General features: G+C 68.0%; 24 protein-coding genes. 16 read left to right on the top strand and 8 right to left on the bottom strand.

The features are described from left to right. Positions 1-132 precede the first annotated feature (132 nt). From rpsF to dnaB, 5 genes are all read left to right on the top strand, one after another. Complete coding sequence (gene rpsF / locus ABZ803_RS22180) at positions 133-420, top strand: 30S ribosomal protein S6 (protein WP_040871220.1); 288 nt, start codon at positions 133-135, stop codon at positions 418-420. An 88-nt stretch (positions 421-508) separates the two neighbouring features. Continuing rightward, positions 509-1,045, top strand: a complete 537-nt coding sequence (locus tag ABZ803_RS22175; RefSeq protein WP_040871221.1) for a single-stranded DNA-binding protein — start codon at positions 509-511, stop codon at positions 1,043-1,045. A gap of 58 nt (positions 1,046-1,103) precedes the next feature. Then, a complete protein-coding gene (gene rpsR / locus ABZ803_RS22170) occupies positions 1,104-1,355 on the top strand; it encodes a 30S ribosomal protein S18 (RefSeq protein ID WP_040871322.1) in 252 nt (83 codons plus the stop codon). Positions 1,356-1,372: 17 nt separating this feature from the next. Continuing rightward, complete coding sequence (gene rplI, locus ABZ803_RS22165) at positions 1,373-1,825, top strand: 50S ribosomal protein L9 (RefSeq protein WP_040871222.1); 453 nt, start codon at positions 1,373-1,375, stop codon at positions 1,823-1,825. A 628-nt stretch (positions 1,826-2,453) separates the two neighbouring features. Further along, positions 2,454-3,836 carry a replicative DNA helicase gene (gene dnaB / locus ABZ803_RS22160; protein ID WP_084466690.1) on the top strand — a complete coding sequence of 461 codons (1,383 nt, stop codon included), beginning with the start codon at positions 2,454-2,456 and terminating at the stop codon, positions 3,834-3,836. A 56-nt stretch (positions 3,837-3,892) separates the two neighbouring features. Here the strand turns inward: dnaB and ABZ803_RS22155 are convergent, their stop codons facing one another. Beyond that, entirely contained in the window at positions 3,893-5,158 is a 1,266-nt protein-coding gene (locus ABZ803_RS22155; protein ID WP_357041232.1) for a serine hydrolase domain-containing protein, read from the bottom strand. 120 nt (positions 5,159-5,278) lie between these two features. On the opposite strand from ABZ803_RS22155, the gene ABZ803_RS22150 reads away from it, so the two are divergent. Further along, a complete protein-coding gene (locus ABZ803_RS22150) occupies positions 5,279-6,013 on the top strand; it encodes a TetR/AcrR family transcriptional regulator (protein ID WP_040871224.1) in 735 nt (244 codons plus the stop codon). A gap of 274 nt (positions 6,014-6,287) precedes the next feature. Continuing rightward, positions 6,288-7,949 carry a cutinase family protein gene (locus ABZ803_RS22145; protein WP_357041227.1) on the top strand — a complete coding sequence of 554 codons (1,662 nt, stop codon included), beginning with the start codon at positions 6,288-6,290 and terminating at the stop codon, positions 7,947-7,949. A gap of 56 nt (positions 7,950-8,005) precedes the next feature. Here ABZ803_RS22145 and ABZ803_RS22140 read toward each other — a convergent pair whose 3' ends face one another. Both ABZ803_RS22140 and ABZ803_RS22135 read right to left on the bottom strand, forming a co-directional pair. Then, on the bottom strand, positions 8,006-8,746 hold the full coding sequence (locus tag ABZ803_RS22140; protein ID WP_357041347.1) for an SDR family oxidoreductase: 741 nt from the start codon (positions 8,744-8,746) through the stop codon (positions 8,006-8,008). Between the two features lie 224 nt (positions 8,747-8,970). Then, a complete protein-coding gene (locus ABZ803_RS22135) occupies positions 8,971-10,203 on the bottom strand; it encodes a hypothetical protein (protein WP_357041224.1) in 1,233 nt (410 codons plus the stop codon). Positions 10,204-10,445: 242 nt separating this feature from the next. Here ABZ803_RS22135 and ABZ803_RS22130 point away from each other — a divergent pair, with 242 nt between their 5' ends. The 5 genes from ABZ803_RS22130 to ABZ803_RS22110 all read left to right on the top strand — a co-directional run bounded on the left by ABZ803_RS22130 (position 10,446) and on the right by ABZ803_RS22110 (position 15,382). Beyond that, a complete protein-coding gene (locus tag ABZ803_RS22130) occupies positions 10,446-11,393 on the top strand; it encodes a DMT family transporter (protein WP_357041222.1) in 948 nt (315 codons plus the stop codon). 44 nt (positions 11,394-11,437) lie between these two features. Next, a complete protein-coding gene (locus ABZ803_RS22125; RefSeq protein WP_357041219.1) occupies positions 11,438-11,884 on the top strand; it encodes a nuclear transport factor 2 family protein in 447 nt (148 codons plus the stop codon). A gap of 13 nt (positions 11,885-11,897) precedes the next feature. Continuing rightward, positions 11,898-12,563, top strand: coding sequence for a class I SAM-dependent methyltransferase (locus ABZ803_RS22120; protein ID WP_357041217.1), 666 nt, complete (start codon positions 11,898-11,900; stop codon positions 12,561-12,563). Between the two features lie 134 nt (positions 12,564-12,697). Further along, positions 12,698-14,041, top strand: coding sequence for a wax ester/triacylglycerol synthase family O-acyltransferase (locus tag ABZ803_RS22115; RefSeq protein WP_357041214.1), 1,344 nt, complete (start codon positions 12,698-12,700; stop codon positions 14,039-14,041). Positions 14,042-14,257: 216 nt separating this feature from the next. Further along, positions 14,258-15,382 carry a nitronate monooxygenase family protein gene (locus ABZ803_RS22110; protein WP_357041211.1) on the top strand — a complete coding sequence of 375 codons (1,125 nt, stop codon included), beginning with the start codon at positions 14,258-14,260 and terminating at the stop codon, positions 15,380-15,382. A 427-nt stretch (positions 15,383-15,809) separates the two neighbouring features. On the opposite strand, the gene ABZ803_RS22105 is transcribed toward ABZ803_RS22110, so the two are convergent. After that, positions 15,810-16,586 (bottom strand): GntR family transcriptional regulator, encoded by a 777-nt coding sequence (locus ABZ803_RS22105; protein WP_357041208.1) that lies wholly within the window; start codon positions 16,584-16,586, stop codon positions 15,810-15,812. Between the two features lie 105 nt (positions 16,587-16,691). Here ABZ803_RS22105 and ABZ803_RS22100 point away from each other — a divergent pair, with 105 nt between their 5' ends. Then, on the top strand, positions 16,692-18,182 hold the full coding sequence (locus tag ABZ803_RS22100; RefSeq protein ID WP_357041205.1) for an AarF/ABC1/UbiB kinase family protein: 1,491 nt from the start codon (positions 16,692-16,694) through the stop codon (positions 18,180-18,182). An 82-nt stretch (positions 18,183-18,264) separates the two neighbouring features. Here ABZ803_RS22100 and ABZ803_RS22095 read toward each other — a convergent pair whose 3' ends face one another. Then, positions 18,265-18,876 carry a GDSL-type esterase/lipase family protein gene (locus tag ABZ803_RS22095; RefSeq protein WP_357041202.1) on the bottom strand — a complete coding sequence of 204 codons (612 nt, stop codon included), beginning with the start codon at positions 18,874-18,876 and terminating at the stop codon, positions 18,265-18,267. A 178-nt stretch (positions 18,877-19,054) separates the two neighbouring features. Here ABZ803_RS22095 and ABZ803_RS22090 point away from each other — a divergent pair, with 178 nt between their 5' ends. Further along, positions 19,055-19,192, top strand: coding sequence for a hypothetical protein (locus ABZ803_RS22090; RefSeq protein WP_357041199.1), 138 nt, complete (start codon positions 19,055-19,057; stop codon positions 19,190-19,192). A gap of 8 nt (positions 19,193-19,200) precedes the next feature. Here ABZ803_RS22090 and ABZ803_RS22085 read toward each other — a convergent pair whose 3' ends face one another. Together ABZ803_RS22085 and ABZ803_RS22080 are read right to left on the bottom strand one after the other, a co-directional pair. Beyond that, a complete protein-coding gene (locus tag ABZ803_RS22085) occupies positions 19,201-20,070 on the bottom strand; it encodes an SDR family NAD(P)-dependent oxidoreductase (RefSeq protein WP_357041196.1) in 870 nt (289 codons plus the stop codon). A 20-nt stretch (positions 20,071-20,090) separates the two neighbouring features. Next, entirely contained in the window at positions 20,091-20,990 is a 900-nt protein-coding gene (locus tag ABZ803_RS22080; RefSeq protein WP_357041194.1) for a polysaccharide deacetylase family protein, read from the bottom strand. A gap of 278 nt (positions 20,991-21,268) precedes the next feature. Between ABZ803_RS22080 and ABZ803_RS22075 the strand changes: the two genes are divergently transcribed. Next, positions 21,269-23,641 (top strand): lysylphosphatidylglycerol synthase transmembrane domain-containing protein, encoded by a 2,373-nt coding sequence (locus ABZ803_RS22075; RefSeq protein WP_357041191.1) that lies wholly within the window; start codon positions 21,269-21,271, stop codon positions 23,639-23,641. Positions 23,642-23,669: 28 nt separating this feature from the next. Here the strand turns inward: ABZ803_RS22075 and ABZ803_RS22070 are convergent, their stop codons facing one another. Next, entirely contained in the window at positions 23,670-24,353 is a 684-nt protein-coding gene (locus ABZ803_RS22070; protein ID WP_357041188.1) for a methyltransferase domain-containing protein, read from the bottom strand. Positions 24,354-24,451: 98 nt separating this feature from the next. Here ABZ803_RS22070 and ABZ803_RS22065 point away from each other — a divergent pair, with 98 nt between their 5' ends. Then, positions 24,452-25,021: a TetR/AcrR family transcriptional regulator gene (locus ABZ803_RS22065; RefSeq protein ID WP_357041185.1), complete on the top strand. Its 570-nt coding sequence runs from the start codon at positions 24,452-24,454 to the stop codon at positions 25,019-25,021. Positions 25,022-25,052 lie beyond the last annotated feature (31 nt).

Raw genomic sequence — 25,052 nt, 5'->3', positions numbered from 1 at the left:
CCCGGACGGCTCGGCGGGGCGATTTCACTGCTCACGCCCCGCTCATGTAGCCTGTTCGGGTTGCTGACGCAACGACCCTCCTGCCACGGACCGTCCGTGGCCGTTTCCTAGTCCACAGGAGGTGATTGGTCCGTGCGTCATTACGAAGTGATGGTCATCCTCGATCCGAGCCTGGACGAGCGCACTGTTGGTCCGTCGCTGGACAACCTGCTCAGTGTCGTTCGCACCGAAGGCGGCAAGATCGACAAGGTCGACATCTGGGGCCGTCGCCGGCTCGCCTACGAGATCGCCAAGCACGCCGAGGGCATCTACGCCGTGGTCGATCTGACCGCCGAGCCCGCCACCGTGAGCGAACTCGACCGCCAGCTCGGTCTGAACGAGACGGTGCTGCGCACCAAGGTTCTGCGCCACGACAAGTAGTCCGGCAACTCTCGTTTGCGTCGGAGCCTGTGCCTAGGCTCTAGCGCAACAGCGAGACGCGGACTGCACACCGAGCAGGAGGAACCACATGGCAGGCGACACGGTCATCACCGTCATCGGCAATCTGACGGCCGACCCGGAGCTTCGATTCACACCGGCGGGAGCGGCGGTGGCGAATTTCACCGTCGCGTCGACTCCCCGTGTGTTCGACCGTAATTCGAACGAATGGAAAGACGGCGAAGCGCTGTTCCTGCGCTGCAACATCTGGCGCGAGGCCGCGGAGAATGTCGCCGAAAGCCTGACCAGAGGTTCCCGTGTCATCGTGAGCGGACGGCTCAAGCAGCGCTCCTACGAAACCCGCGAGGGTGAGAAGCGCACGGTCGTCGAGCTCGAGGTCGACGAGGTCGGTCCCTCGCTGCGCTACGCCACCGCGAAGGTCAACAAGACCAGCCGCGGCAGCGGTGGCGGCGGCTTCGGGTCCGGCTCCGGCGGCGGTGGCAACTACGCCTCCTCCGGTAGTAGCGGTGGGCGTTCCGGCGGTGCCGAGGACGACCCTTGGGGCAGTGCGCCCGCGGCCGGCTCCTTCGGGGGCGGCGGCCGCATGGATGACGAACCGCCGTTCTGAGAACGGCCACAACGGCCCGCAGGAATTCGGGCCATCACTGATTACGGAGTACAAGACCATGCCTAAAGCGCCCGCGCGCGAAAAGGTGCTCAAGAAGAAGGCCTGCGCGTTCTGCAAGGAGAGCAAGACCGGCACCGTCAACATCGATTACAAGGACACGGCGTTGCTGCGCAAGTACGTCAGCGACCGCGGGAAGATCCGCGCCCGCCGCGTCACCGGCAACTGCGTGCAGCACCAGCGCGATATCGCGGTTGCGGTCAAGAACTCGCGTGAGGTGGCGCTGCTGCCTTACGTGTCGACGGCTCGCTGAGAAAGGGAGGCACGCAAATGAAGTTGATTCTGACTGCTGATGTGGACAACCTCGGTGCCCCCGGCGATACCGTGGAGGTCAAGGACGGCTACGGCCGCAACTACCTGCTGCCGCGCGGCCTGGCGATCGCGGCCAGCCGCGGTGCGCAGAAGCAGGTCGAGGGCATCCGCCGGGCGCAGGAAGCCCGCCGGGTCCGCGACCTGGACCACGCCAACGAGCTGAAGCAGGCCATCGAGGCCTTGGATTCGGTCTCGCTGGCGGTCAAGACCGCGGGCACCGGCAAGCTGTTCGGCTCGGTGACCCAGTCGGACGTCGCGGCGGCCGTCAAGGCGGCGGGTGGCCCCGTCGTCGACAAGCGCAGCATCGAGCTGCCGAAGTCGCACATCAAGTCGACCGGCAAGCACGGCATCGTGGTGCACCTGCACCCGGATGTGGTGGCGAAGTTCGACCTCACGGTCACCGCCGCCTGATTCAGGCATTGCGTCGAGGACCGCTCCCCTCTATTGAACGGGAGTGGTCCTCGGCTGTGCCCTGTCATCCGAGCCTGCTTAATAGCTAATTATTTGCCGAATGGCGCCGAGCGTCATTCGGGACAATCGGGGCGCCACTTCATCCGCACCAGCGCCCCGCTCACCCGGCCTGTGGATTACCGGTAAAACCGACCGCTCGCAATGTGATTCAGGTCATACTCAGCTCACGTGCTGTTAACCCAACACGCCCGGCTGTTCAACTCGGCCGACACGCCGGTACTTCTTTAATCCACACCTGGGAAAACGCGGAAGTCTCTATCTATCTGCGTATTTGACCTCGGCGACCTGGGTTTTCCCCAAGTTGTCCACAGGGGCTGCACACGGTTGGGTGAACTTTCCCCAAGTTATCCACAGCTGTGTGCACAGCGCGGTTTGGTGCACGCCCTTCGCGTCGCCTAGGTTCGTCGCATCGCTGCGCGCGGAACGCTCCCGATCGCGGGCACGGACGGGTGCCGTAGCGGTAGCTGGAGCCCTGGTCAACGGCTTTCACGTACGTGTCGGTGCCCGGGAGTAAAACGAGTCGACAGGGTGCAACCCGGTCGTGGGGTAGAGAGGACGGTCGAGTCTGGTGACAGCCACCGATGACCGCGGGCGCAGGGATTTTCCGCCCGAACCTCCCGGCGAAGACTTCGGCCGGCAGCCTCCGCACGACATGGCGGCCGAGCAGTCGGTGCTCGGCGGCATGTTGCTGAGCAAGGACGCTATCGCCGACGTCGTCGAGGTGATTCGCCCCGGCGATTTCTACCGTCCCGCTCATCAGGCCGTCTACGACACGATCCTCGATCTCTACGGGCGCGGGGAACCCGCCGACCCGGTGACCGTCGCCGCGGGCCTCGACCGCCGTGGCGAACTCAAACGCATCGGCGGCGCGCCCTATCTGGTCACGCTCACCCAAACCGTGCCGACCGCGGCGAACGCCAGCTACTACGCCGAAATCGTCGCGGAGAAGGCCATTCTGCGCCGCCTCGTGGAGGCGGGCACCCGCATCGTCCAGTACGGCTACGCGGGCGCCGACGGCCAGGACATCGCCGAGGTCGTCGACCGCGCCCAAGCCGAGGTCTACGAGGTCACCGAACGCCGCACCAGCGAAGACTTCCTGCCCCTCGAGGAATTGCTCCAGCCGACGATGGACGAGATCGACTCCATCGCCAGCCGCGGCGGCATCTCCCTCGGCGTCCCCACCGGTTTCACCGAACTCGACGAGGTCACCAACGGCCTGCACCCGGGCCAGATGATCATCGTCGCGGCCAGGCCTGGAGTCGGGAAATCGACGCTGGGAATGGATTTCATGCGTAGTTGCTCGATCAAGCATGGCTTGGCGAGCGTTATTTTTTCCTTGGAGATGAGCCGGACCGAAATTGTCATGCGGTTGTTGTCGGCGGAGGCGAAGATCAAGCTCGGGGATATGCGGTCCGGGCGGATGAGCGATGACGACTGGACGAAATTGGCGCGGCGGATGAGCGAGATCAGCGAGGCGCCGCTGTTCGTGGACGATTCACCGAACCTGACCATGATGGAGATTCGCGCCAAAGCGCGGCGGCTCAAGCAGCGCCACGATTTGAAACTCGTCGTGGTGGACTACCTCCAGCTGATGACCTCCGGTAAGAAAGTGGAATCCCGCCAGCAGGAAGTCTCGGACTTCTCCCGAAATCTGAAACTGCTGGCCAAGGAACTCGAAGTGCCGGTGGTGGCGATCAGCCAGCTGAACCGCGGCCCCGAACAGCGAACCGATAAGCGCCCGATGGTGTCCGATCTCCGCGAGTCGGGCAGCCTCGAGCAGGACGCCGATATGGTCATCCTGCTGCATCGTCCCGACGCTTTCGAGCGGGACGACCCGCGCGGCGGTGAGGCGGATCTCATCCTCGGCAAGCACCGTAATGGTCCCACCGCGACGATCACCGTCGCCCACCAATTGCATTTGTCGCGCTTCGTGGACATGGCCCGCGGCTGAGTGACAGCCCGTGCTGCAACGTTCCGGCACGACAAGCTTTTCCTCTTGGCGTCCTTTCAGTCGTCGATCGCCTGGTAGGCCGTGGTCCAGAAGTCCCGGTGCAGGTGCGCGGTGGCCGGGATATCCATCGCCGACTGCGTCAGCAGAATCCCGGTGAGTCCTTCGACCGGGTCGGAGTAGGCAGTCGTCCCCAGCCCGCCGTCCCACCCGAACTGACCCACAGGGGCCAGGTCGCGGCGATGGGTCCGCACGGCCATCCCGAACCCGTAGCCGCCGTGCCTACCGAAGTGGTCGCCGAAGGCGTCCTTCTCGATCTTCTGCTCCGGCGTCAGGTGATCGATCGTCATCAGCTCGACCGAGGCGCGTGACAGGACGCGCTCGCCGCCCAGGCTGCCCTTGTTCAACAGCATGCGGTAGAACGCGTGATAGTCGTCGACGGTCGACACCAGCCCGTCGCCACCGGCCTGGAACTCCGGCGGCCGACTGTATTTGCCGCCCCTCGCCTCGTCCCACACCACAGGGGCGCCCGTCTCGGGGTCGTGGGCGTAGCTGGTCGGCAGCCGGTGGATCCCGTCCTCGGGCACGTGGAAGCCGGTGTCCCGCATACCGAGCGGGTCGAGGATCCGTTCGCGCAGGAAGGACTCGAACGTCTGGCCGGTGACTCTCGGGATGAGCACGCCGAGGACGTCGGAGCCGGTGTGATACCGCCACAGCTCTCCCGGCTGATGCATGAGCGGAAGGGTGCCCAGGCGCCGGATCCACTCGTCCGGCGCGACCGACGGCGGCACGTCCAGGGCCAGTTCGCCCATCGCGTCCTGGATGGGGTAAGTGCCCGGCGCGGCCGGCACGGCGCCGAACCCGAACGTGAAAGTCAGCAAGTCCCGTACCGTGATCGGCCGCAGGGCGGGGACGGTGTCCTCCAGTGGGGCGTCGATGTTTCTGAGCACCCGCCGGTTCGCCAGTTCGGGCAACCACGTGTCGACCGGATCGTCCAGCCGCAGGCGGCACTCCTCGACCAGGACCATCACCGCCGCAGCGGTGATCGGCTTGGTCAGCGACGCCATCCGGAAGATCGTGTCGCGCCGGATCGGCTCGCCGCCGCCCTCGTGCATCGTTCCCAGCGTCTCGACGTGGACGTCGTCGCCCCGGCTGACCAGCGCGACCAGTCCGGGCGCGGCTCCGGCTGCCACATGCCCGGCCAGCACCTCGTGTATCCGCCGCAGCCCCGGCCGCGACAGTCCACCGCGCCGTGCGCCCTCGTCGTCCCGGCTGCACCGCGCCTTCCAATTGCCCTGTGCGTCCCAGCTCACGGTCGTCGACATAACCTCTCCTCAAGATGCGTACAATGTTCGCAATATGCGAACAACGTACGCACAGATTGGGCCGTGCGCAAGTGCGAACACTGTGCGCTATCGTGGCCGTCAACACCGAAGAGGAGACCCATGCCAACCGACAAGCCGCCCGTGCCCTCGGTTTGGGCCCGTCAGCGCCCCGCTCGGCGGCAACCGGTCCTCACCCGGGAGCGCATCGTCTCCGAGGCTGTGCGCCTACTGGACGAGGAGGGCATCGAGGCCCTGAGCATGCGTACTCTCGGAACCCGGCTCAACGCGGGAGCCACCTCGATCTACCGGCACGTCGCCAACAAGGACGAGCTGATCGAGTTGGTCGTGGACGAGGTCTACGGCCAGATCAGCGTCCCCGACGCGGACGCCCCCGAGACCTGGCGGGACGCCGTCGCCACGTGCGCGCACAGCATGCGCGCGATGGCGCTCCGCCACCCTTGGGTCGTCTCCGTCCTCGGCCAGGTGGGGCTCTCGGAATTCGGGCCCAACATGATGCGGCAGTCCGAACGCATCCTCGCCCTCTTCCATGCGGCGGGGTTCGCCCCTGGCGAGGCCGACCGGGCCATGAGCACGCTCATCGCCTACGTCATCGGCATGGCCACCAGCGAGGCGGCCTACCTCTCCCTGCTGGCCCGCAGCGGCCAGACCGAACAGGAGTGGGCCGAGAGCCTGCGGCCGACCGCGGAAGAGGCCGCACGGGAGCATCCGCTCCTGAGCGAGGGCTACGCCGCTCGGCGCGACGACGATCCCGCCCGCCTGCGCGACGAGAACTTCTCTTACGGTCTGGACCGTGTCCTCGACGGTCTCGCGGCGGCGCTCCCCTCCACGGACTGAATCCACGCCGGTCCGCCGGCGACGGGGATAAGCGCGGCCCTGTGGCCGGTCCCGCCCTACGCGACCACCACGGCGGGCCGCGCGTCTGGGCTCGTCGACCCGATGAAACCGCGCGCGCACTGTCCCGGCCGCATGATCCGACCGGGTGCGGCGGAGTTGCCGGGGTCGCGGACCAGTAACGCTCGGGTCCCCAACCACGACGTCCTCGGTGACGTATGGCCCGTCGGGGGGCTTGTCCGTCCACTTTGTCGGTGTATGGAATGGGAATCAGGACATGGCTCTTCGCGAGTTCTTCGCGCGGCATCGTATCGCTTCGGCCGCTGCCGCGCCGGCTGTACTGGGGGTGGCGGCGGTCGTCGCCGCCTCGTTGGCACTGACCTCGACGCCGGAAACCAGGGATACGCAGCTCACGTCGTCCGTCACGGAATGCCACGACATGGTCACCATCTCGGTGGCCGGTCGCAACGACACTCCGCGGGAGGGCACCACCAAGATGCTGGTGGACGCCGACGGCAACCCGTTGCCGGCCGCCCTGTCCGGCGATCACAGCAGTGAGTGGGTCGACCCGGTCGTCAACGCCCCGGCCGATGACGTCGATCCCGGCGCGTATGCCGCGGTCTACATCGCGTATCCGGCGGACATGTCCACATACGAGGATGCCGTCAACGCGGGTGTCGCGAACACCGAACAGGTGATGCGGGAGATCTCCGCCGCGTGCCCGGACACCAAGTTCTCGATCGTCGGCTACAGCGAGGGCGCCGACGTCGTGCGCCGCGTCGCGATGAAGATCGGTCACCAGGAGCCCGGCCAGGACGGCGCCTACGGGATCGTGGATCCCGACGACGTCGTCGGTGTCGTCATCCTCGCGGACTCGGGTCGCTCGGCCGGAGACGGGCCGTTCCCCGGATCGAAGGACCCGTTCGGCAACCCGGACGGCTTCGACCAGCAGTATCAGAACGGCACGAACCCGGTGCCCGGTCAGGGCGCGGTGCAGGGAACCAGCGGTGACTTCGGTGCGCTGAACGGCAAGATCGCGTCGTTCTGCTCGGACGGCGATCTCACCTGCTCGGCCCCGCAGAACATCTCACTGCTGCAGTTGGTGGTCAACGTCGGCAGGCAGCTGAACGTCGACGCGCTCGAACGCGACGGTCTCACGCCTGCGACCGGGCAGGACGTCGCGGTGGTGCTCGGCAGGATCGCGCTGGCGGCGTTCGCCGACATCCAGTCGCAGCCGAACTGGATGCAGAGCGACGAGACCTTCCTGCAGGTGCTGCTGAGGGTGTCGGATCCGGCGTACAAGCCGGGTGAGCAGCCGAAGGCTCCCGCGAAGGCGGACGCGATCGCGGCCGATGACATGTCGCCGCTGGCCTACCTACCGCAGAAGGTGTTCAACGAGATCATCGGTCTGATCGTGACGAACCAGAACACGATCCCCGTGATCATGAGCGACCCGTACAACCTCACGCTCGGCCCGAACCACACCGGTCATCACTTCGACTACTGGGACGACGCCGACCCTGGCGCAGGCAAGCCGCTGACCTCCGCCGAGTACGCCGCCGCGTGGCTCACCCATCTGGCGAAGCAGGCGCAGGAGGGAAAGAAGGTCGACCCGACGTCCAAGCCGCAAGAGGCGGACCTCGCCGCCGTGTACAAGGCGGCGGAGACCACCTCGGCGACGCCGACGACCGAAGCCGCCAAGACTTCGACCACGTCATCGACCAGCGCCGCCCCGACGACGACCGCCACCACGGGCAGTTCGACGACTACGGTCGCGCCGACGACCACGACCTCGACGCCTGCGGTCACCACGACGCCCGCTCCGTCCCCGGTCGCGGCTCCGGTCGAGACGGTGAAGCCGACCACTACCGAAACGACCACGACCACAACGCAATCCGCGGCGCCGACCACCAGTACGACCACGCAAGCGCCGAATTGACCAACCCGTCGGCTCGTGATCGCCACTCGCGCGATCGCGAGCCGACGGCGCTTCGCTCAGACCAAGCCGCCGTTGGCGCGAATCACCTGACCGTTGACCCAGCGGCCGTCCGGGCCGGCCAGAAACGCCACCACAGCGGCGATATCGCCGGGTGCGCCGAGTCGTTGCAGTGGCACGGCGTCGGCGAGTCGCTGGATGGTGGCGTCGTCTTTTCCGTGCAGAAAGAGGTCGGTGGCGGTGGGCCCCGGCGCCACCGCGTTGACGGTCACGTCCCGGCCGCGCAGTTCACGGGCCAGAATCCTGGTCAGCACCTCCACCGCGCCCTTGCTGGCGGCGTAGGCGCCGTACTCCGCGAACGCGGTACCGACGACCGACGTGGAGAAATTGATGATCGCCCCGCCCGGTCGCAGCCGCCGGGCCGCCTGTTGGTCGACGACGAAGGTGCCGCGAATATTGGTCCGGTAGGTGCTGTCCAGCACCGTCAGATCCAGCTCGACCAGCGGCGCGAGCTGCATCCGTCCCGCGGCGTGCACCACCACGTCGACACCGCCGAATTCGCTTTCCGCTCGATCGAATACGGCCGCCATCGCGGACTCGTCGGCGACATCACCCTGGGCGATCACCGCGACGCCCCCCGCGGCGCGAATGGCTTCAGCGGTGCTGTCGGCTTCGGCGGCGTTCGAAGCGAAGTTCAGCACCACGGCGAACCCGTCGCCTGCCAGACGTTCGGCGCACGCGCGGCCGATGCCGCGAGAACCGCCCGTCACCACCGCGACCCGCGCGGACCCGCCGTTCATGGTTGCCACCGGATGCTGTTCCTTCCGTTCGTCGGCGTGATTCCGGAGCTGTTCGACGACGCCCGGTCACCGGGCGGGTAAGCGATACGCCATGGACCAGCGGCGTCGGTTCACCAGAAGGGGCCAACCATAACAGCGCGGCCGGCCGAATTCGCCGGTCGTCGCACCGGCGAGTGGCGCAACGAGTAACGGTGGCCGGACGCACCTGCGCGGCGGCGACGCGGTCAGGCGATGACGGCGCGGAGGTTACGGGCCAGCACGTCGACGCGGTGGTGCTGGAGTTCGGTGGATTCCTCCGGATGGTGTATCTCCACGCTCAGCCGCCCGGCGAAAGTGCTGATGACGCAGGTTCCGCCACCCGGCTGCTGCGGACGGCGGCCGGTCAGGTCCGGCTTGGCGAGCATGGTGGAATGGAAGTCCTCGATGCGCAGCCCGTCCTGCTCGGGTAGCGGCGGGATGGTGCCCCAGTTGGTGGCGATGACCACGCCGGGCAGGGTGGGTCTCGGTGCGGCCGCCATGTCGGGAATGCTCAGGGGCGTGCGTTGCACGATGCCCGCGGCCAGGCCCGCGTGCAGAGCCTCGCTGATCCCTCGGGCCGATTCCACCAGCGTCACGTCGGATGCGGGGGAGAGGTAGGTGGCGAAACCGAGGACGTTCGTCCCTTCGGTGGCATCGATCGCGGGGCTCACCCTGGTCCGCAGGTCGACGGAGTACAGGTAGAGCAGTCCGGTGAGCGGCAGTTCGCGGATCTCGGCCTCGGTCCGCAGCAGCGCCGCCGACACCAGTCCGTGCACCGTGACGTTCGCGCGATGCCCGACCGCGACCAGCGCCGCGGTCTCCTCCTCGGTGAGCAGGCACCGGGTGGTGCGCAACGCCGGGTACTCGTCGTCGCGCAATCGCGGAACCTCCGTCGGCGTGGAGGAACTCGCACCGGCGGGGCCGGAACCGGGCAGTGCCATCTTCTCGATGCCTCGCGCCGCGAGCAGGTGCTCGACCGGTTCGGGGAACGGGTGCGCCGGCAGCTCGGACGTACCTCCACCGACCGCGTCGCGATATCCGGTCCAGAGTTCGGTGACGATGGCGAACGCGTGGAAGGCGTCGGCGACGCTGTGATGGAGCATCAGCGTGACGCTCGCGGTAGCGCCGTCGCGCACCACGCACAGGGCGCAAACGCCCGCCCGCTGATCGAATTTCGCGCCGGTGAGCGGTAATTCGGGGTTCGCGTCGGCGACGAAGATCTCGGGCGTGGCATCGGTCACGGCGAAGACATGGCTGCCCGCTTCGGTCGCCTCGATGCGGGCGCGCAGGATCGGATGCGCCCTCGCGACGGCCTCGAAGGCGGCCGTCAGCGCAGGCAGGTCCAACCGCCCGGACACCCGTGCGGCGTAACCGATGAAGACCTCGCCCGCGGCGAACATTTCCTCGCTCGGGGCAAGCCGGCGGATCACGTCGACCACAATGTATTCCCTTCGCTCCCGGCGAGACTAGCCCGAACACCCTGCACGCGCGGATCATTCGCCCGAATCGGACGAAAAGGACAGGCGGGTGGCCTCTTGTCACAAGCGGGAACGGGATCTGTCGGATGATCGGCTCATTTGAATAGGCTCCGAACGGTCGAAAGCGAGCGGAGTATGTCCCCAATCAAGCCGGTTCCATCCGTCACCGAGCCGGTCGCCGTCTGTGCGTGCCGAGGCGCGCGATGACGCGCCGCGGGTGGACGCTGTTCCTGGCGATGGGCCTGATCTGGGGCGTGCCGTACGCGATGATCCGCGTGGCGGTGCGGGATCTCGACCCGATCGTTGTCGCGTTCGGCCGCACGCTCATCGGCGGCTTGCTGTTGCTGCCGGTCGCGCTGTACGCCCGCGCGCTGGCGCCGGTGCTGCGACGGTGGCGGCCGCTGCTGCTCTACACCTTGGTGGAAATCACCGGGCCGTGGTTCCTGATCGGGTACGCCGAGACCACGCTGAACAGTTCGACCGTCGGCTTGCTGATCGCGGCGGTGCCGCTGATCGCCGTGGTGATCGTGACGGTGCTCGGCCACGACCGGTTCGACGCGCGCCGGGTGATCGGTCTGCTCGCCGGGTTCGCCGGCGTCGCCGCGCTCGTCGGCCTCGACGTCGATCTGGGGAATCCGGCGGCGCTCGCCGCGATCGGCCTGACCACGATCGGATACGCGGTGGGGCCGATCGTCATCGATCGCGCGCTGGCCGATCTGCCTCCGCTGGGCGTGGTGACCGGGTCGCTGCTGCTGGCGGCGGCGATCTACGCGCCGTTCGCGGGTTGGCTGTGGCCGTCGCGCATCACCGCCGACGCGGCCTGGTCGGTGCTGGGTCTCGCGGTGATCTGCACGGCCGCGGCGTTCCTGTTGTTCTTCGCGCTGATCGCCGAGGCCGGCCCCGCCCGTGCGACGGTGATCACCTACATCAATCCCGCGGTGGCGATCCTGCTCGGCGTCACGGCGCTCGACGAGCCGCTGACCGCGGGCATGGCGATCGGATTCCCGCTGGTCATCCTCGGTTCGGTGCTCGGAACCGCACGCGGTCGCGACGAGGCGGCCCGGGCGGACCTGCCCGCGCCCGCCGCGCCGGAGGCGCCGCCCAATTACCCGAGAGGTAATCGCCATCGAGCGCGCGCCTGCCGAGAATGACAAGGCCCGCACATTCACGCGGCACCCCAGCGAAAGGATCCGTCGTGTCGATCTCCACGCCGTCCACTCGATCGGTGGTCGAAGAGTTGTTGCGCCGAATCGGTTCCGGTGATCCCGAAGCCGTCGCCGAGCTGTACGCCGAACACACGGATTGGCAGCTCGACTGGCCGGAGACCGAACACGGAAGGGTGGCGACGCCCTGGATCCGGCACCGGTCCACCCGGGCTGACGCCGCGGCGCATTTCCGCTCGATCGCCGAGCACCATGTGCCGGGGGAGGCGGCCACGCGGGTCGACCGGGTGCTCGTCGACGGTGACGACGCCGTGGTGCTCGGCGAGATCCGGCAGACCGCGCGCACCACCGGCCGCGCCTATCGCGCGCGTTTCGCGCTGCACCTCACGGTGCGCGACGGACTGATCACCCGGCACCACGTCTACGAGGACAGTCTCGCCGTCGCCCAGGCATTCGCCACCGGGGGAGCGAGCACGTAATACGCTGCTACGGGTGCTGGATTCGACCGAGAACTTCGCCGGTGAGCGCCCCGATCCGAACGCCACCCGCAAGGCGTACGACGAGGTCGCCGACCGCTACGCCGACGATGTCCGGCACCGGCTCGAGCGCCAGCCGCTCGACCGGGCGATGCTCGCGGTGTTCGCGGAAGCGGTGGCGGGCAACGGTTCCGGGCCGATCGCCGATCTCGGCTGCGGGCCGGGGCATGTGACGGCCCATCTCGCGACGCTTGGTGCGCGGGTGTTCGGCATCGATCTCGCGCCTCGCATGGTGGCGCTGGCCCGTGCGGAATATCCGCAGCTGCCCTTCGCGCAGGGTTCGATAGAACAGCTACCGTTTGGCAACGACACGCTCGGCGGCATAGTGGCTTGGTATTCGTTGATCCACACGCCACCGGATCGGGTGCCGCACGTGTTGAGCGAGTGCAATCGGGTACTCGCGAGCAAAGGGCACGTGCTGCTGACTTTCCAGACGGCGGACCGGCCCGATGCGGTGGAAGCCTTCGATCACAGGGTGATTCGCGCCTACCGGTGGGCGCCGAAACGCCTCGCGCGCCTACTCGGCGCCGCCGGGTTCGCCATGATCGCTCGCATGGTGCGCGAACCGGGTCCCGAGGAGCGGTTCGGGCAGGCCTACCTGCTGGCATCGAAGGTTCGGTGATTCACCGAACGCGGTCCATCCCGTCCGGGTAAGTTTGTCGTGTCGCGGCGGTTTGATGGCTGCGCGGGCCCGCCGACAACGTGGTCGATCTGAACTCCGAACCTTTTCACCATGTCGTCAGGGGGCGACTCATCATGGAATTCATCGCGCCGGTCGATGCCGTCTTCTTGCTCGCCGAGTCCCGGGAACAGCCGATGCACGTCGGTTCGCTGCAACTGTTCGAGCCGCCGGAGGACGCGGGAGCGGACTTCGCCGCTCGAGTCCACGCCGAACTACTCCGAAGCACCGACGTCGATCCGACCTTCCGCAAGCATCCCGCAACCATCTTCGGGTCGCCGCAGATGGCGTGGACGCATGCCGAGAACGTGGAACTCGACTATCACGTGCGGCGACTGGCCGTGCCCGCGCCGGGCCGCATGGACCAGCTCGTGGAGCTGGCCTCCGGCCTGCACAGCAGCCTGCTGGACCGGCATCGCCCGCTGTGGGAGTTCCATCTGATCGAGGGCCTCGCCGACGGCAGGTTCGCGCTGTATTCGAAGATGCATCACGCGTTGATCGACGGCGTCTCGGCCCAACGCCTGCTGCGGCGCACGCTGACCAGCGATCCGTCCTCCAGCACCACGCGGGTGCCGTGGCATCTGCCCCGGGGTAGGCGCAGGAGGGAGTCCGGCGCGGCCGGTCCGGCGCGGAACCTGGTCTCGGCGGCCGCTTCCGGCGCGTCGGTGCTGCGCGCCGCGCGCACCGCCCTGACGCGGCAGCAGCTGACCCTGCCGTTCGCGGCCCCGCGGACCATGTTCAACGTGCCGATCGGCGGCGCGCGCCGCGCGGTGGTCCGGTCCTGGCCACTGGAGCGGCTGCAGCAGGTGAAGAAGGCGTCCGGTTCGACACTCAACGATGTGGTGCTCACCATGTCGGCGGGTGCGCTGCGGCGGTACCTGATCGAACGGGACGCGCTGCCGGACAAGCCGTTGATCGCGATGGTGCCGATGTCGCTGCGCGCCGAGGACGACGACGAGACCAACGGGGTGAAAGTCGGCGCGGTGCTGTGCAATCTCGGCACCGACATCGCCGATCCGCTGGAGCGCCTGCGGGTGGTCGCCGGGTCGATGCGCGACGGCAAGGACGTCTACAGCATGCTCTCGTGCAACCAGACGATGGCGCTGTCGGCGCTGATGCTCAGCCCGCTCGCCCTCAATCTCGTGCCCGCGCTGATCTCGTTGACCAATCCGACCTTCAACATCGTGATCTCGAACGTGCCGGGGCCACGCGAGCCCATGTACTGGAACGGTGCGCGGCTGGACGCGACCTATCCGTTGTCGATCCCGTTCGACGGCCAGGCGGTGAACATCACGCTCACCTCCAACGCGGGCAACCTCGATTTCGGCGTGGTCGGCTGCCGCCGCAGTGTGCCGCAGTTGCCGCGCCTGCTCGATCACTTGGAGGAGTCGCTCGCCGAACTGGAGCGGGCCACCGCTTGACGGCAGCGCATTCCCCGGAAAACTAGAACGTGTTACTGTCGATGCATGGTGCAACGGCCGGTCGAGGAAGCCACAGCCGCTTCATGGCGATATACGCGGCTCGCGGCGGACTCGATACGCGGCGGCCCGGCCGCACGGCGCGCCACTTATGCAACTCGTTCTAGTACACCTGCGCCGCGCCGTTCGCGGCGGAGCAGTTAGGGAGACCAGCACGCCATGCGTACCGAAATCTGCGAACGGCTCGGGATCGAATTCCCCATCTTCGCCTTCACCCACTGCCGCGACGTGGCGGCCGCGGTCAGCAACGCGGGCGGACTCGGCGTGCTCGGCGCCGTCGGCTTCACCGCCGAGCAGCTCGAAGTCGAGCTGGCCTGGCTGGACGAGCACGTGCAGGGCGTATACGGCGTCGACCTGGTGATCCCGTCCAAGTACGAGGGCAAGGGCATCGATGACCTGAGCCCCGAGGAGCTGGAAGCCAAGCTGGCCGAACTCGTCCCGCAGGGACACCGCGACTTCGCCGAGAAGATCCTCGCCGACCACGGCGTGCCGAAACTGCCGGAGAGCGAGCACCACAACCAGTTGCTCGGCTGGACGGCCACCACCGCGGGACCGCAGGTGGAGGTGATTCTGCGGCATCCGAAGGCGAAGCTGGTGGCCAACGCTCTCGGCACCCCGCCGGAGGACGTGATCAAGCAGGTGCAGGACTCCGGCAGGCTGATCGGCGCGCTGTGCGGTTCGGTCAAGCACGCGCTCAACCACAAGCGCGCGGGCCTGGACTTCGTGGTCTGCCAGGGCACCGAGGGCGGCGGCCACTGCGGTGAGGTGTCCTCGATGGTGCTGTGGCCGCAGGTCATCGACGCCGTCGGCGACCTGCCGGTGCTGGCCGCGGGCGGCATCGGCAACGGCCGCCAGGTGGCCGCCGCGATGGCGATGGGCGCTGCGGGCGCGTGGACCGGTTCGGTGTGGCTGACCGTCGAGGAAGCCAATGTGCCGCCGGCTCAGATGCAGAGCTACATCGACGCGACCAGCCACGACACCGTGCGTTCGCGCGCATGGACCGGCAAGCCCGCCCGCATGCTGCGCAACGACTGGACCGAGGCGTGGGAGCAGGCCGAGACCCCCGACCCGCTGCCGATGCCGCTGCAGATGATGGTCGCGCTGGACGGCGTGAAGCGTGGTCACCGCTATCCGGAGGCCGCCAAGGATGTCAACTTCAATCCGGTCGGCCAGATCGTCGGCATGATGAACCGCGTGGAGCGCTCCGCCGACGTGGTCAACCGGCTGATCCAGGAGTACGTCGAGGCGTGCGAGCGCCTCAACAAACTCAACGGCGGGGTCTGAGTTCGGGCGCCGGTTCCTGACCGTGATGCCGCGCGGAATTTCCCGCGCGGCATCCCACGGCAACATGCGAGTGCGGGTACCGATTGATCGGTGCTGCCGCGGCGGCGTCGGTACCGCCATGTGACATCCGCTCGGCCGCGTCCGAGCGGGTTCAGCACGGCACCGAGCCGCCTCTGCGGCGGGCGGCGGGAGCACTGATGCCCTGTCGCTCAAAATGATTCGTCGCGACTGGCCGCGACTGGCAGAGCCCTGCGGACCCGAGCGCCCGCGAGCGGCTCAGCGGCCGAGACCCACACCTTTGCCTCACTTTGTCTGAGACAAGACTGTTCACCGAACTCAGCGGACCGGCGGATCTGGGTGGACCGAGCGGACAGATCCGCACCGGCCGACCCGATCCGTCCCAGACGGACTGTGCAGTGTACGAAAATCAGGCGGTGGCAGCGTGGGACTCGTCGGCCTCGTCCACGACTCCGGCCACCAATTCCTCGAAGCGCGCGATGACCTTCTCGTGGTACATACCGAACAGATCCTCGAACAGCGCCAGCTGCGCCTCACTCGGCCCGGAGCCGGAATCCCACACCGCGGCCAGGGCCCGCCAGACCAGGACGTGCAGGTCCGCCGCACCCGCGAAATACGACTCGACCGCCTCCGGCACCTCGAGCACCATCTCGCCGATCGAGTTCAGAATCGCGCGCTGCATAGGGAGTCCGAGCACGGTCAACAGCCTGCGCACCAGCGCCACCTCGAGTGCGAGGAGCTGCCGAAAGTCCGGATCGGACTGGCGCGCTATTGATTCGAGTTCGTCGATCGCGTTCTTCAGCTCGGCCGAATCGATCCGCTGTTCGCCACCCGTATAGGTGAGCAGCGCCTCGAGCACGAGATTGCGCTCGACGTCGACGATGTCGCGGAACATCTCTATCGCGATGTCCGGCATGGGAATCGAGAACCGGAACAGCTGGCGGTACACGTCCACTCCGCCGGCCTCGCGGACGTCGCGGATCGTGAATCCCTTGCCGCGCCTTGCTTCGACGAAGCCGTACGACTCCAGCCGACCCAAGGTCAGCTGCGCGGTAGCGCGATTCATCTCGAATTCCTCGGCGACCTGACGCACCGACGGCATGAGATCCCCCGGCTGATATTCCCCCGCGGCAACCCGGCGCGCCAGCTCGTCGGCAACGTCGGCGACCACCGTCTGGGATCCCATCGAAGTCACCTTTCGACTACTTTCGAACACGTCCCAGACAGTCTAAGCCCTACTGTCCGGTACTGCACCTGTGTCACACTTGTGCGCGCGACTGTGAGGTGAGGCATGACCATCCGGCCCATCGGAGAGCGCCCCGAGGAGGGGTCCACGGGCAAGCGATCCCGCCTTTTCGCGTCGCGGTCCCATGGTAAACCGCCTGTTCACGGCGCTGTACGCGGTGCCAAGCTCGCCGCGCTGCCGATGGCGTTCGCCGGACGACAGGCCGCGGGCCTCGGCAAGCGGGCGCTGGGCAGATCGGCCGAAGAAGTCAATCGCGACATCCAGCTGCGCACCGCGCAGCACATCTTCGAGGTGCTCGGCGAGCTGAAGGGCTGCGCCGCGAAGCTGGGGCAACTGCTGGCCATCTACGAGCTGGCGCTGCCCCGGGAGGTGGCCGAACCGTATCGGATCGCGCTCAGCAGGCTGCAGGATGCCGCGCCCGCGATGCTGCCGCACACGGTGCACGCCGCCATGGCCGAAAGCCTGGGCGCGGACTGGCTTTCGCGCTTCCGCGAATTCGACGACCGGCGCGCCGCGGCCGCCTCGCTCGGGCAGGTGCACCGCGCGATCTGGCACGACGGCAGGACGGTCGCGGTCAAGGTGATGTACCCGGGCGGCAGGCAAGCGGTGGCGCGCGATCTGGACCACTTGCGCCGGATCTCCTATCTCGCAACGGTGTTCCTGCCCGGCGCGGACGTGCAAGCGTTGACCGAAGCGATCTGCGCGTCGGTCGCCGGGGAGCTGGACTACGCGGCGGAGGCCGCCCACCAGACGGCTTTCGCCGCGGCCTATGCCGGTGATCCGGACTTCTACGTACCGAATGTCATTGCGCAGCACGGTGATGTGCTGATCAGCGAATGGATCGAAGGCACGCCGGTACCGCGCGTCGTCGCCGCCGGCACGCAGGCCGAGCGCGACCGGGTCGGCATGCTCATGGTCCGTTTCGTGACCTCCGGCTGGGGCCGTCACGGATTGCTGTACGCCGATCCGCATCCGGGCAACTTCCGGGTGCTGCCCGACGGCAGGCTGGGCGTCATGGATTTCGGCGCGTGCTGCGCTTGGCCGCCCGCGGGTTTCGGCGAGCTGACGCTCGACTGCTGCAAGGCGATCTTCCGGGGTGGACCGGGAGATCTGGCGGCGGCCACGCGCAGGCACGGGTTCGTGGAGAACGGGCAAGCCATCGACAGCGAGGCGCTCTACGCCGCGATCACCCCGTGCGGTGAACCCTTCCGACACGAGACGTATCGCCTGACCGCACGCTGGTTGCGCAGGCAAGTGTTGCGCACCACCAATCTTCGGTTGAGCAACGTAGTACGGCAGATGACCATGCCCGCCTACTTCACGCCGTTCGCCCGCTCCTTCCTCACGCTGGTGGGCGTGCTCGGTCAGCTGGAGACCGAAGGCCCTTATCGCGACGAAATCGTGCGCTGGATACCGGAATTGAGCGAGGCGTTCATCCCGGAGGAGAACACGGAGACCATCGCGCCCACGGTGGACCTTGGCACCGCTCGGAGACGGCGAGCCGAGAAGAGCAAGCGCGGGATGCCGATCGCGTGAACCCGGTTCTGCTGACTCGCAGGCGGATTCGCTGATCTATCAGCACATATGGTGCCATCGAGCCATCGCGCCGCCCTTTGTCTCAGACAGCGGATCGTGGTGCCAGCCAAGTGCGCCACTGCGGAGCGATGAGTGCCGCGAATTCGTCATAGCCCGCGGCCCCCGGATGCGCCCCATCACCCGCGCGGACCTCGGCGGCCCACACCGCATTGGCGCGCAGCGGCTGGTGCACGCGCACGTACGGCACCTCCGAGCGGGCGCAGACCTGCGCGAATCGCTCGTCCAGCGCGGCGGTGCGGGCGTTGTGCTCGTCGTCCGCGATCGGCGGCGGGGCGACCATCAGCACCGGCCACCCCCGCTCGGCCGCCTGCGCGAGCAGTTCGCCCAGATTGGCCACCGACTCGTCAGGGGGCACCTGCGGACCGCCGTTCTCGTGCATGGCGTCGTTCACGCCGAACGACAGCACCACCCTGGCGTCCGCGCCCTCCGGCAGGCGGGGCGAGCATTCGGCTCGGAAGCGCCGCAGGATCGCGGCCGAGGTCTCCCTGCGGACCCCTAGGTTGTACGCGGTCAGCGCGATGCCCTGCGCGTGCGCATCGGACGCGAGCCTGCCCGCCCAGCCCAGGCAAGCCGGGTCGCCGACACCGGCGACGAACGAATCCCCGACGAAACACACACGCAGATCACGGCTCACCACCTGATCCTGGCAGCGCGGAGACCGGCCCGCGAATGCCGGGTGCGGGCAATATGATCACGGAGGTTCGACCGGGAGGGAGTAATGGTGACAACCGAGCCGGAGCTTGCGACACCGGCGGTTCCGCAGTGGTTCGCGGAGTTGTTCGCCCACCGGCGCTGGATCCGGCGCAGCCGTCGTGGTCCGCACCGAGCAAGTCGCGCGGGCCATCGTCGAACTCGACGCGAGCGACCGGTCCGGTGGGGTGTACGGGGTCGGCGTCGAGCCGGAGCCGGTGGACGGCCTGTCCCTGCGGCTCACCGATGCCGAGCCGTAAGGGCGGGCCTATTCGCTCGGCGTCAGCCCGGTTGCCTGCTCGGACAGCGTCCACAGTCGTCGCGCGAGATCGGCGTCGACCGCCTGCTTGTTGCTCGGCGGCTCCAGCTCGAACCGGTGGAAGTACTTCCCGTTGATCGCCGCGCCGTCGGCGGTGGTGGCGAGGTGCACCAGCGGCTGCGCGCCCTTGTCCGGTTGGATGAAGAACGGGCGCGCCAGCGGGGACCGGATGAACCAGCCGAGACCGAACGGGGCGTTGTCGTAGACATGGGTGGCGACCGCGCCGGGATGGAAGGCCGCGGTGGTGATCCCGGTGCCCTCGGTACGGCGGGCCAGTTCCCGGGTGAACAGGATATTCGCCAGTTTCGACGTGCCGTACGCACCGAGCTGGTTGAACGAACCCGTCGCCGCGTTGGCCGTGTCCAGGTCCAGCTTGGCCATCCGGTAGGTCATGCTCGCGGTGTTCACCACCCGCGCCCGCGAGTGGGCCAAACGCTCCAGCAGCAGATTGGTGAGCAGGAACGGCGCCAGGTGATTGACCTGGAAGGTGAGTTCGTTGCCGTCGTCGGTGACCGTCCGCTTGGGCCACGCGCCGCCCGCGTTGTTGGCCAGCACGTCGATCCTGGGATACCGGTCGAGCAGTTGGTCGGCCAGCTTGCGCACGTCGTCGAGCCGGGCGAAATCGGCGACGAACGGCTCCGCCCCCGCCTTCGCCGCCACCTCGGCGGTCCGCTCCGGTGATCGGCCGACCACCGCGACGCTTGCGCCGCGCGCGGCGAGCACCTGTGCCGCGGCGGCGCCGATACCGGAGCTCGCGCCGGTCACCACCACCGTCTTTCCGGTGAGGTCCTTGTCCTGTACCTCGTCCTGCGCTGTCATCGCTACCTCCCGAGCATCGTTTAGGTGACCCGATCGTCTTCGGCTCGCGCGTATTCGGCAAGCATCGACGCGCCCGCGTAGTGCTCTGCGATCTCGTCGCTGGTGGTCAGCCACACCCCCGGGTGATCGGCCACGTAGTCGAGCGCTTGATCCAGGTACTTGATCCGGAACGCCTGCCCGATCACGAACGGGTGCAGGGCCAGCGCCATGACGCGCCCGCTGCCCGCCGACTCCGCGTAGAGCTGGTCGAGCTGATCGCGCACGATCCGCACGAAGTCCGGTCCGCTGGTGGCCTTGCCCAGGAACAGCGTGTTGTCGTTGAGCTCCACCGAGTAGGGGACGCTGAGCAGGCCGGGCACCGACAGGGGGTAGGGCTGGTCGTCGTTGGTCCAGTCGAGCACATAGCCGAGGCCGAGTTCGGCCAGCAGCGACGGGGTCAGGAACGACTCGGTGAGCGCCGGTCCCATCCAGCCACGCGGCCTGCGGCCGGTCGCTCGTTCGATGGTCGTGACCACGTCGGCGAGGTAGGCGCGCTCCTCGTCCGGCGGAAGGTCGGCCTGGAAGATCGAGTTGTTCTTCCCGTGCGCGAGCCACGCCCAGTTCCGCCGCACCCCCGCCGCCACGATCTGGGGATAGTGTTCGGCCACATCCGAGTTGAGCAACGCGCTGGCCCGGATGCCGTGCCGGTCGAGCACCTCGATCACCCGCCAGATGCCGACGCGCGGCCCGTAGTCGCGCCACCCGTAGTTCAGCGGGTCGGGCGCGAGCCCGGCGGTGCCGGGGAAGATGCTCGTGGAGGGGCGGTCCACCTGGTAGTGCTCGACATTGAGCCCGAGATAGAACGCCACTCGGGCATTGCCGGGCCAGCGCAGCGGCGGGCGGTCGACGATCGGGCTGTAGCCGAAGAGTTCGTTGTCCATGCCCTCATGCTCGAACTTGACACTAGTGTGAGGATCAACCTCGATCTCGAGTGATGTCCGGCACAGCGCCTCATCCCGATCCCGACAGCGGCTGGGTTCTGCCGAGTTCACGCCGCGCATCGGCCGGTATCGTGCAGCGAACGCGGCAACTGATTTCGTACGCACATGGGTAACTCGCCGGGCACGCACAGAACAGGAGTGGCATCCCACGCAGGACCTGCACGCAATCCTGCGCCACCTGAACAGTACGGCCTGAAGACCCGGAGAGGCGGAACAGCATGCGAGTGGACGGGCGGGAGATCCCGGTCACGGGCAACCTGCTACAGCCGCTGATCCGGCGGACGAGCGACATCATTCGCGTCGTTCTCGCGGCGCTGTGGGTGGCGGTCGTGATCGCGGCGTCGCTGATCACCCGCCCGGAATGGCTGGCGCTGGAACGCTCGGTCTCCAACATCGTCGGTTTCCTCAATCCGGACCAGTCGAACCTGGTGTATCTGGTCTACGGCATGGCGATTCTCGCGCTGCCGTTCGCGATCCTGATCGAACTGATCATCGGCAGGCAGTGGAAGCTGCTCGCCGGTTACGCGGCGGCCGGTGCGGTCGCCGGACTGCTGCTGTCCATCACCGGCACCGGGCTGTCCGCGCCGAAATGGCATCTACAGGTGCCGGACCGGTTGGACACCTTCTTGTCCCAGTTCCTGGACGATCCGCGCTGGATCGCGATGATCGCCGCGATGCTCACCGTCGCCAGCCCGTGGCTGCCCATCCGGCCGCGGCGCTGGCTGTGGTTCCTGCTGCTGGCGTTCGCGCCGATCCATCTCGTGGTCAGCACCGTGGTGCCCGCGCGGGCGATGTTCGGGCTGGCGGTCGGCTGGCTGGTCGGTGCGGTGATCGTGCTCGTGGTCGGCACGCCTGCGCTGGAGGTCCCCCTCGACGCGGCCGTCCGGGTGCTCGCCGGACGCGGTCATACGGTCACCGGATTCACCGTGGTGCATCCGGCGGGCCGGGGGCCGTTGATGCTCGCCGCCGCCGTCGAAGGACCGGAACGCGAACTGACCATCGAGATGTTCGGCAAGAACCAGCGCAGCTTCGGTGCGCTGCGGCAGTTGTGGCGCTGGTTGACATTCCGCTCCAGTGAGACCGCGGCCATCCACGGTTCCATGCATCGCGTGGTCGAGCATCGCGCCCTCATGACGATCGCCGTGGGCGACCTGGGATTGGGCAGCAGTACGCCCGTCGCGGTCGCCGCGCTCTCCCGCGGCTGGATGTTGTACGCGCACACCCGGCCGCGGGGCGTGCCGATCACCGATCGGTCCGCCGACGCGCTGCCCGGGGTGTGGCGAGCCCTCGACACCTTGCATCAGAAGCGAATCTCGCACGGCGACCTGCGGCCGATCGACATACGCGTGGACGACGGCGTCACGTTGTTCGGCGGCTTCGGCAACGCCGAGTACGGAGCGTCGGACGCGCAACTGCAATCCGACATCGCCCAGTTGCTGGTGACCACCACCGCGATTTTCGGCAAGGAGCCCGCGGTGTGCGCGGCGATCGACACCCTCGGCGAAGCGCGGGTGCTCGCCGCGGCCAGCCGGTTGACCAAATCCGCCGTACCGACCGGGATCCGCAAGGCGGTGCCGGACTGGAAGGCCGCGCTATCCGCCGCCCGCGACGAGGTGCGCAAACAAACCGGGCAGAATCGGATCGAAGCCGAGCAGATCACCCGGTTCTCCCGTAACCAGCTCATCCAGCTGGTTCTGCTGATCGCGCTGGTGTACGTCGCCTACCCGTTCATCAGCGCCGTGCCCACCTTCTTCACCCAGCTGCGGACGGCGAACTGGTGGTGGGCGCTGCTGGGGCTCGCGGTCTCGGCGTTGACCTATATCGGCGCGGCGGCGGCGCTGTGGGCTTGCGCGTCCGGCGCGGTGAGTTTCCGCAATCTGGTGATCATGCAGATCGCCAACACTTTCGCCGCGACGACCACACCCGCGCGGGTCGGTGGGCTCGCGCTCAGCGTCCGCTTCCTGCAAAAGGGTGGCGTCGGCGCGGTGCGCGCCACCGCCGCGGTGGCCCTGCAACAGGCGGTGCAGGTGATAACGCACGTCAGCCTGCTGCTCGCGTTCAGCATCTTGGCGGGTACCTCGACGGATCTCTCGCACTTCGTCCCGGACGCGACGGTGCTCTACCTGCTCGCCGGTGTCGGCGTCGGCATCGTCGGCACGTTCATGTTCGTGCCCAAGTTGCGCCGGTGGCTGAACAACGCGGTGCGCCCGCAACTACAGGAAGTGCTCGGCGAGCTGGCCGTGCTCGCCCGCGACCCGAGGCGCTCGGTGGTGATCGTCCTCGGTTGCGCGGCGATCACCCTCGGCCTCGCCGGCGCGCTCTGGGCCAGCGTCGAGGCGTTCGGCGGCGGCACCACGTTCATCACCGTCACCATCGTCACCATGATCGGCGGCACGCTGGCCTCGGCCGCGCCGACCCCTGGTGGTGTCGGCGCGGTCGAGGCCGCGCTGATCGGTGGTCTGGCCGCGTTCGGCCTGCCCGCCGACATCGCGGTGCCCTCGGTGCTGCTCTACCGCGTGATCACCTGCTGGCTTCCGGTGTTCTGCGGCTGGGCCACCATGCGGTGGCTGGCGAAGCAGGACTTGATCTAGGCCTACCTTCGCCCGACGGACGGACTCGCTACGGCTTGGTGGCCAGCAGGACGCCGGTCGCGGGGCGCACCGTGACGAACTCGACGTCCTCGAATCCATTCGCGCCCAACATGTCCCGGTATCGGCGGATATCCACTCCGGCCATGGGATCACCGTGGTCGTGGCCGGTGTCGTGGGTGCGGTGGGCCGCGAACCGCGCCATGACGCGCACGGCGGCGGAGCGCAACGGGTCGGTCGGGTAGGTGTCGGCGAGTAAGAGCCGGCCCCCGGGTCGCAGCACTCGGAACATCTGCGCGACGGCGTCGCTTCGGCGAAGGGCGGGGATGTGGTGCATCGCGAAGGTCGATGTCACCAGATCCGCGGACGCGTCGGGCAAGGGAAGCGCCTGCGCCGTACCGAGTTCGAATCGGCAGTTCGCCACGTCGCGGGAGCGCGCGTTGGCGTAGTCGATCATCTGCGGCGACGGGTCTACGCCGGTGACCTGGCCGGTGCGGCGCGCCAGCACCAAGGCGAGGTCGCCCGGGCCACAACCGATATCGACGACGTGCGCGCCGGGCGCCGGGCGGGCCAATTCGGCGAGCCGGCCGTTCAGGCGATCTCCCCGGTCGAGCAGGAAAGCGGCCTTGAACGCCCGGTAGCGGCGCGGTTGGGTGAGCAGGACTCCGACCTCGGCGTGCGAAGTAATGGCAGACTGGGGTTCGTTTCCGGACATGAGTTCAGGATCGGCCCAGAATGCGCCGCCGACCAGGGACAATGCCCCGGGATCCGTCCGGAACCGGACGCATACGAAACATTTGTGCGGGAGGCATCGTGCCGGAAGAACAGGACAGCGCCGATCGCCGCGTCCGGCGCACCAGGGCCCTGCTGCATCGGGCGCTGATCGAGCTCATGGTCGAGCGCGCTTACGACCGGATCACCGTCCGCGACATCCTGGCCCGCGCGGACGTCGGGCGGTCGACGTTCTACGCGCACTACCGGGACAAAGACGATCTGCTGTTGCGCAGCAGCACCGATTACCTGCGCGCGGCCCTGGCGGCGGCCGAGACGGACACCGAAGCGCCCGACCTGCTGGCGCCGGTTCGTACCCTGTTCGAATTGGCCGCGGGTAATCCGGAGATCTACCGGGCTCTGCTCGGTCGCAAGAGCGGCACCGTGCTGCTGCGCACCACCCGGGTGATGGTCGCGCAGATCCTCGCCGAGCGGCTGCGCGACCGGCTGGCGATGCCGGAGGACGAGTTCGCGACCACCGTGACGTTCCTGTCCTGGGGCGTCGTCGGCCTGCTCGGCGCCATCGCCGAGGGGCACCCACCGCTCTCGGCCGAAGAGGCGTACCGCCGCTTGGTGCGCTTGGTCGGCCCGGGCTTGAGCGACGGGGTTTGACGGGCCGTCGCCGCGTGGATTCCCGGACCGC

The organism is Nocardia sp. NPDC047648 (assembly GCF_040642815.1).
In the GTDB taxonomy this organism is placed as follows: Bacteria; Actinomycetota; Actinomycetes; order Mycobacteriales; family Mycobacteriaceae; genus Nocardia; species Nocardia gamkensis.
Note: the sequence above shows the minus strand (reverse complement) of the source record. Positions and strands in the feature narration are given on the sequence as shown.

Excerpts from the sequence above, each read along its gene's own strand:
- ABZ803_RS22140 (WP_357041347.1), bottom strand. The coding sequence starts at position 8,746 with ATGAACGGCGGGTCCGCGCGGGTCGCGGTGGTGACGGGCGGTTCTCGC.
- ABZ803_RS22150 (WP_040871224.1), top strand. The coding sequence starts at position 5,279 with ATGCCAACCGACAAGCCGCCCGTGCCCTCGGTTTGGGCCCGTCAGCGC.
- ABZ803_RS22075 (WP_357041191.1), top strand. The coding sequence starts at position 21,269 with ATGCGAGTGGACGGGCGGGAGATCCCGGTCACGGGCAACCTGCTACAG.
- rpsR (WP_040871322.1), top strand. The coding sequence starts at position 1,104 with ATGCCTAAAGCGCCCGCGCGCGAAAAGGTGCTCAAGAAGAAGGCCTGC.
- ABZ803_RS22175 (WP_040871221.1), top strand. The coding sequence starts at position 509 with ATGGCAGGCGACACGGTCATCACCGTCATCGGCAATCTGACGGCCGAC.
- ABZ803_RS22080 (WP_357041194.1), bottom strand. The coding sequence starts at position 20,990 with ATGGACAACGAACTCTTCGGCTACAGCCCGATCGTCGACCGCCCGCCG.
- ABZ803_RS22100 (WP_357041205.1), top strand. The coding sequence starts at position 16,692 with ATGACCATCCGGCCCATCGGAGAGCGCCCCGAGGAGGGGTCCACGGGC.
- ABZ803_RS22110 (WP_357041211.1), top strand. The coding sequence starts at position 14,258 with ATGCGTACCGAAATCTGCGAACGGCTCGGGATCGAATTCCCCATCTTC.
- ABZ803_RS22130 (WP_357041222.1), top strand. The coding sequence starts at position 10,446 with ATGACGCGCCGCGGGTGGACGCTGTTCCTGGCGATGGGCCTGATCTGG.
- ABZ803_RS22155 (WP_357041232.1), bottom strand. The coding sequence starts at position 5,158 with ATGTCGACGACCGTGAGCTGGGACGCACAGGGCAATTGGAAGGCGCGG.
- ABZ803_RS22085 (WP_357041196.1), bottom strand. The coding sequence starts at position 20,070 with ATGACAGCGCAGGACGAGGTACAGGACAAGGACCTCACCGGAAAGACG.
- ABZ803_RS22070 (WP_357041188.1), bottom strand. The coding sequence starts at position 24,353 with ATGTCCGGAAACGAACCCCAGTCTGCCATTACTTCGCACGCCGAGGTC.
- ABZ803_RS22115 (WP_357041214.1), top strand. The coding sequence starts at position 12,698 with ATGGAATTCATCGCGCCGGTCGATGCCGTCTTCTTGCTCGCCGAGTCC.
- ABZ803_RS22105 (WP_357041208.1), bottom strand. The coding sequence starts at position 16,586 with ATGGGATCCCAGACGGTGGTCGCCGACGTTGCCGACGAGCTGGCGCGC.
- ABZ803_RS22145 (WP_357041227.1), top strand. The coding sequence starts at position 6,288 with ATGGCTCTTCGCGAGTTCTTCGCGCGGCATCGTATCGCTTCGGCCGCT.
- rplI (WP_040871222.1), top strand. The coding sequence starts at position 1,373 with ATGAAGTTGATTCTGACTGCTGATGTGGACAACCTCGGTGCCCCCGGC.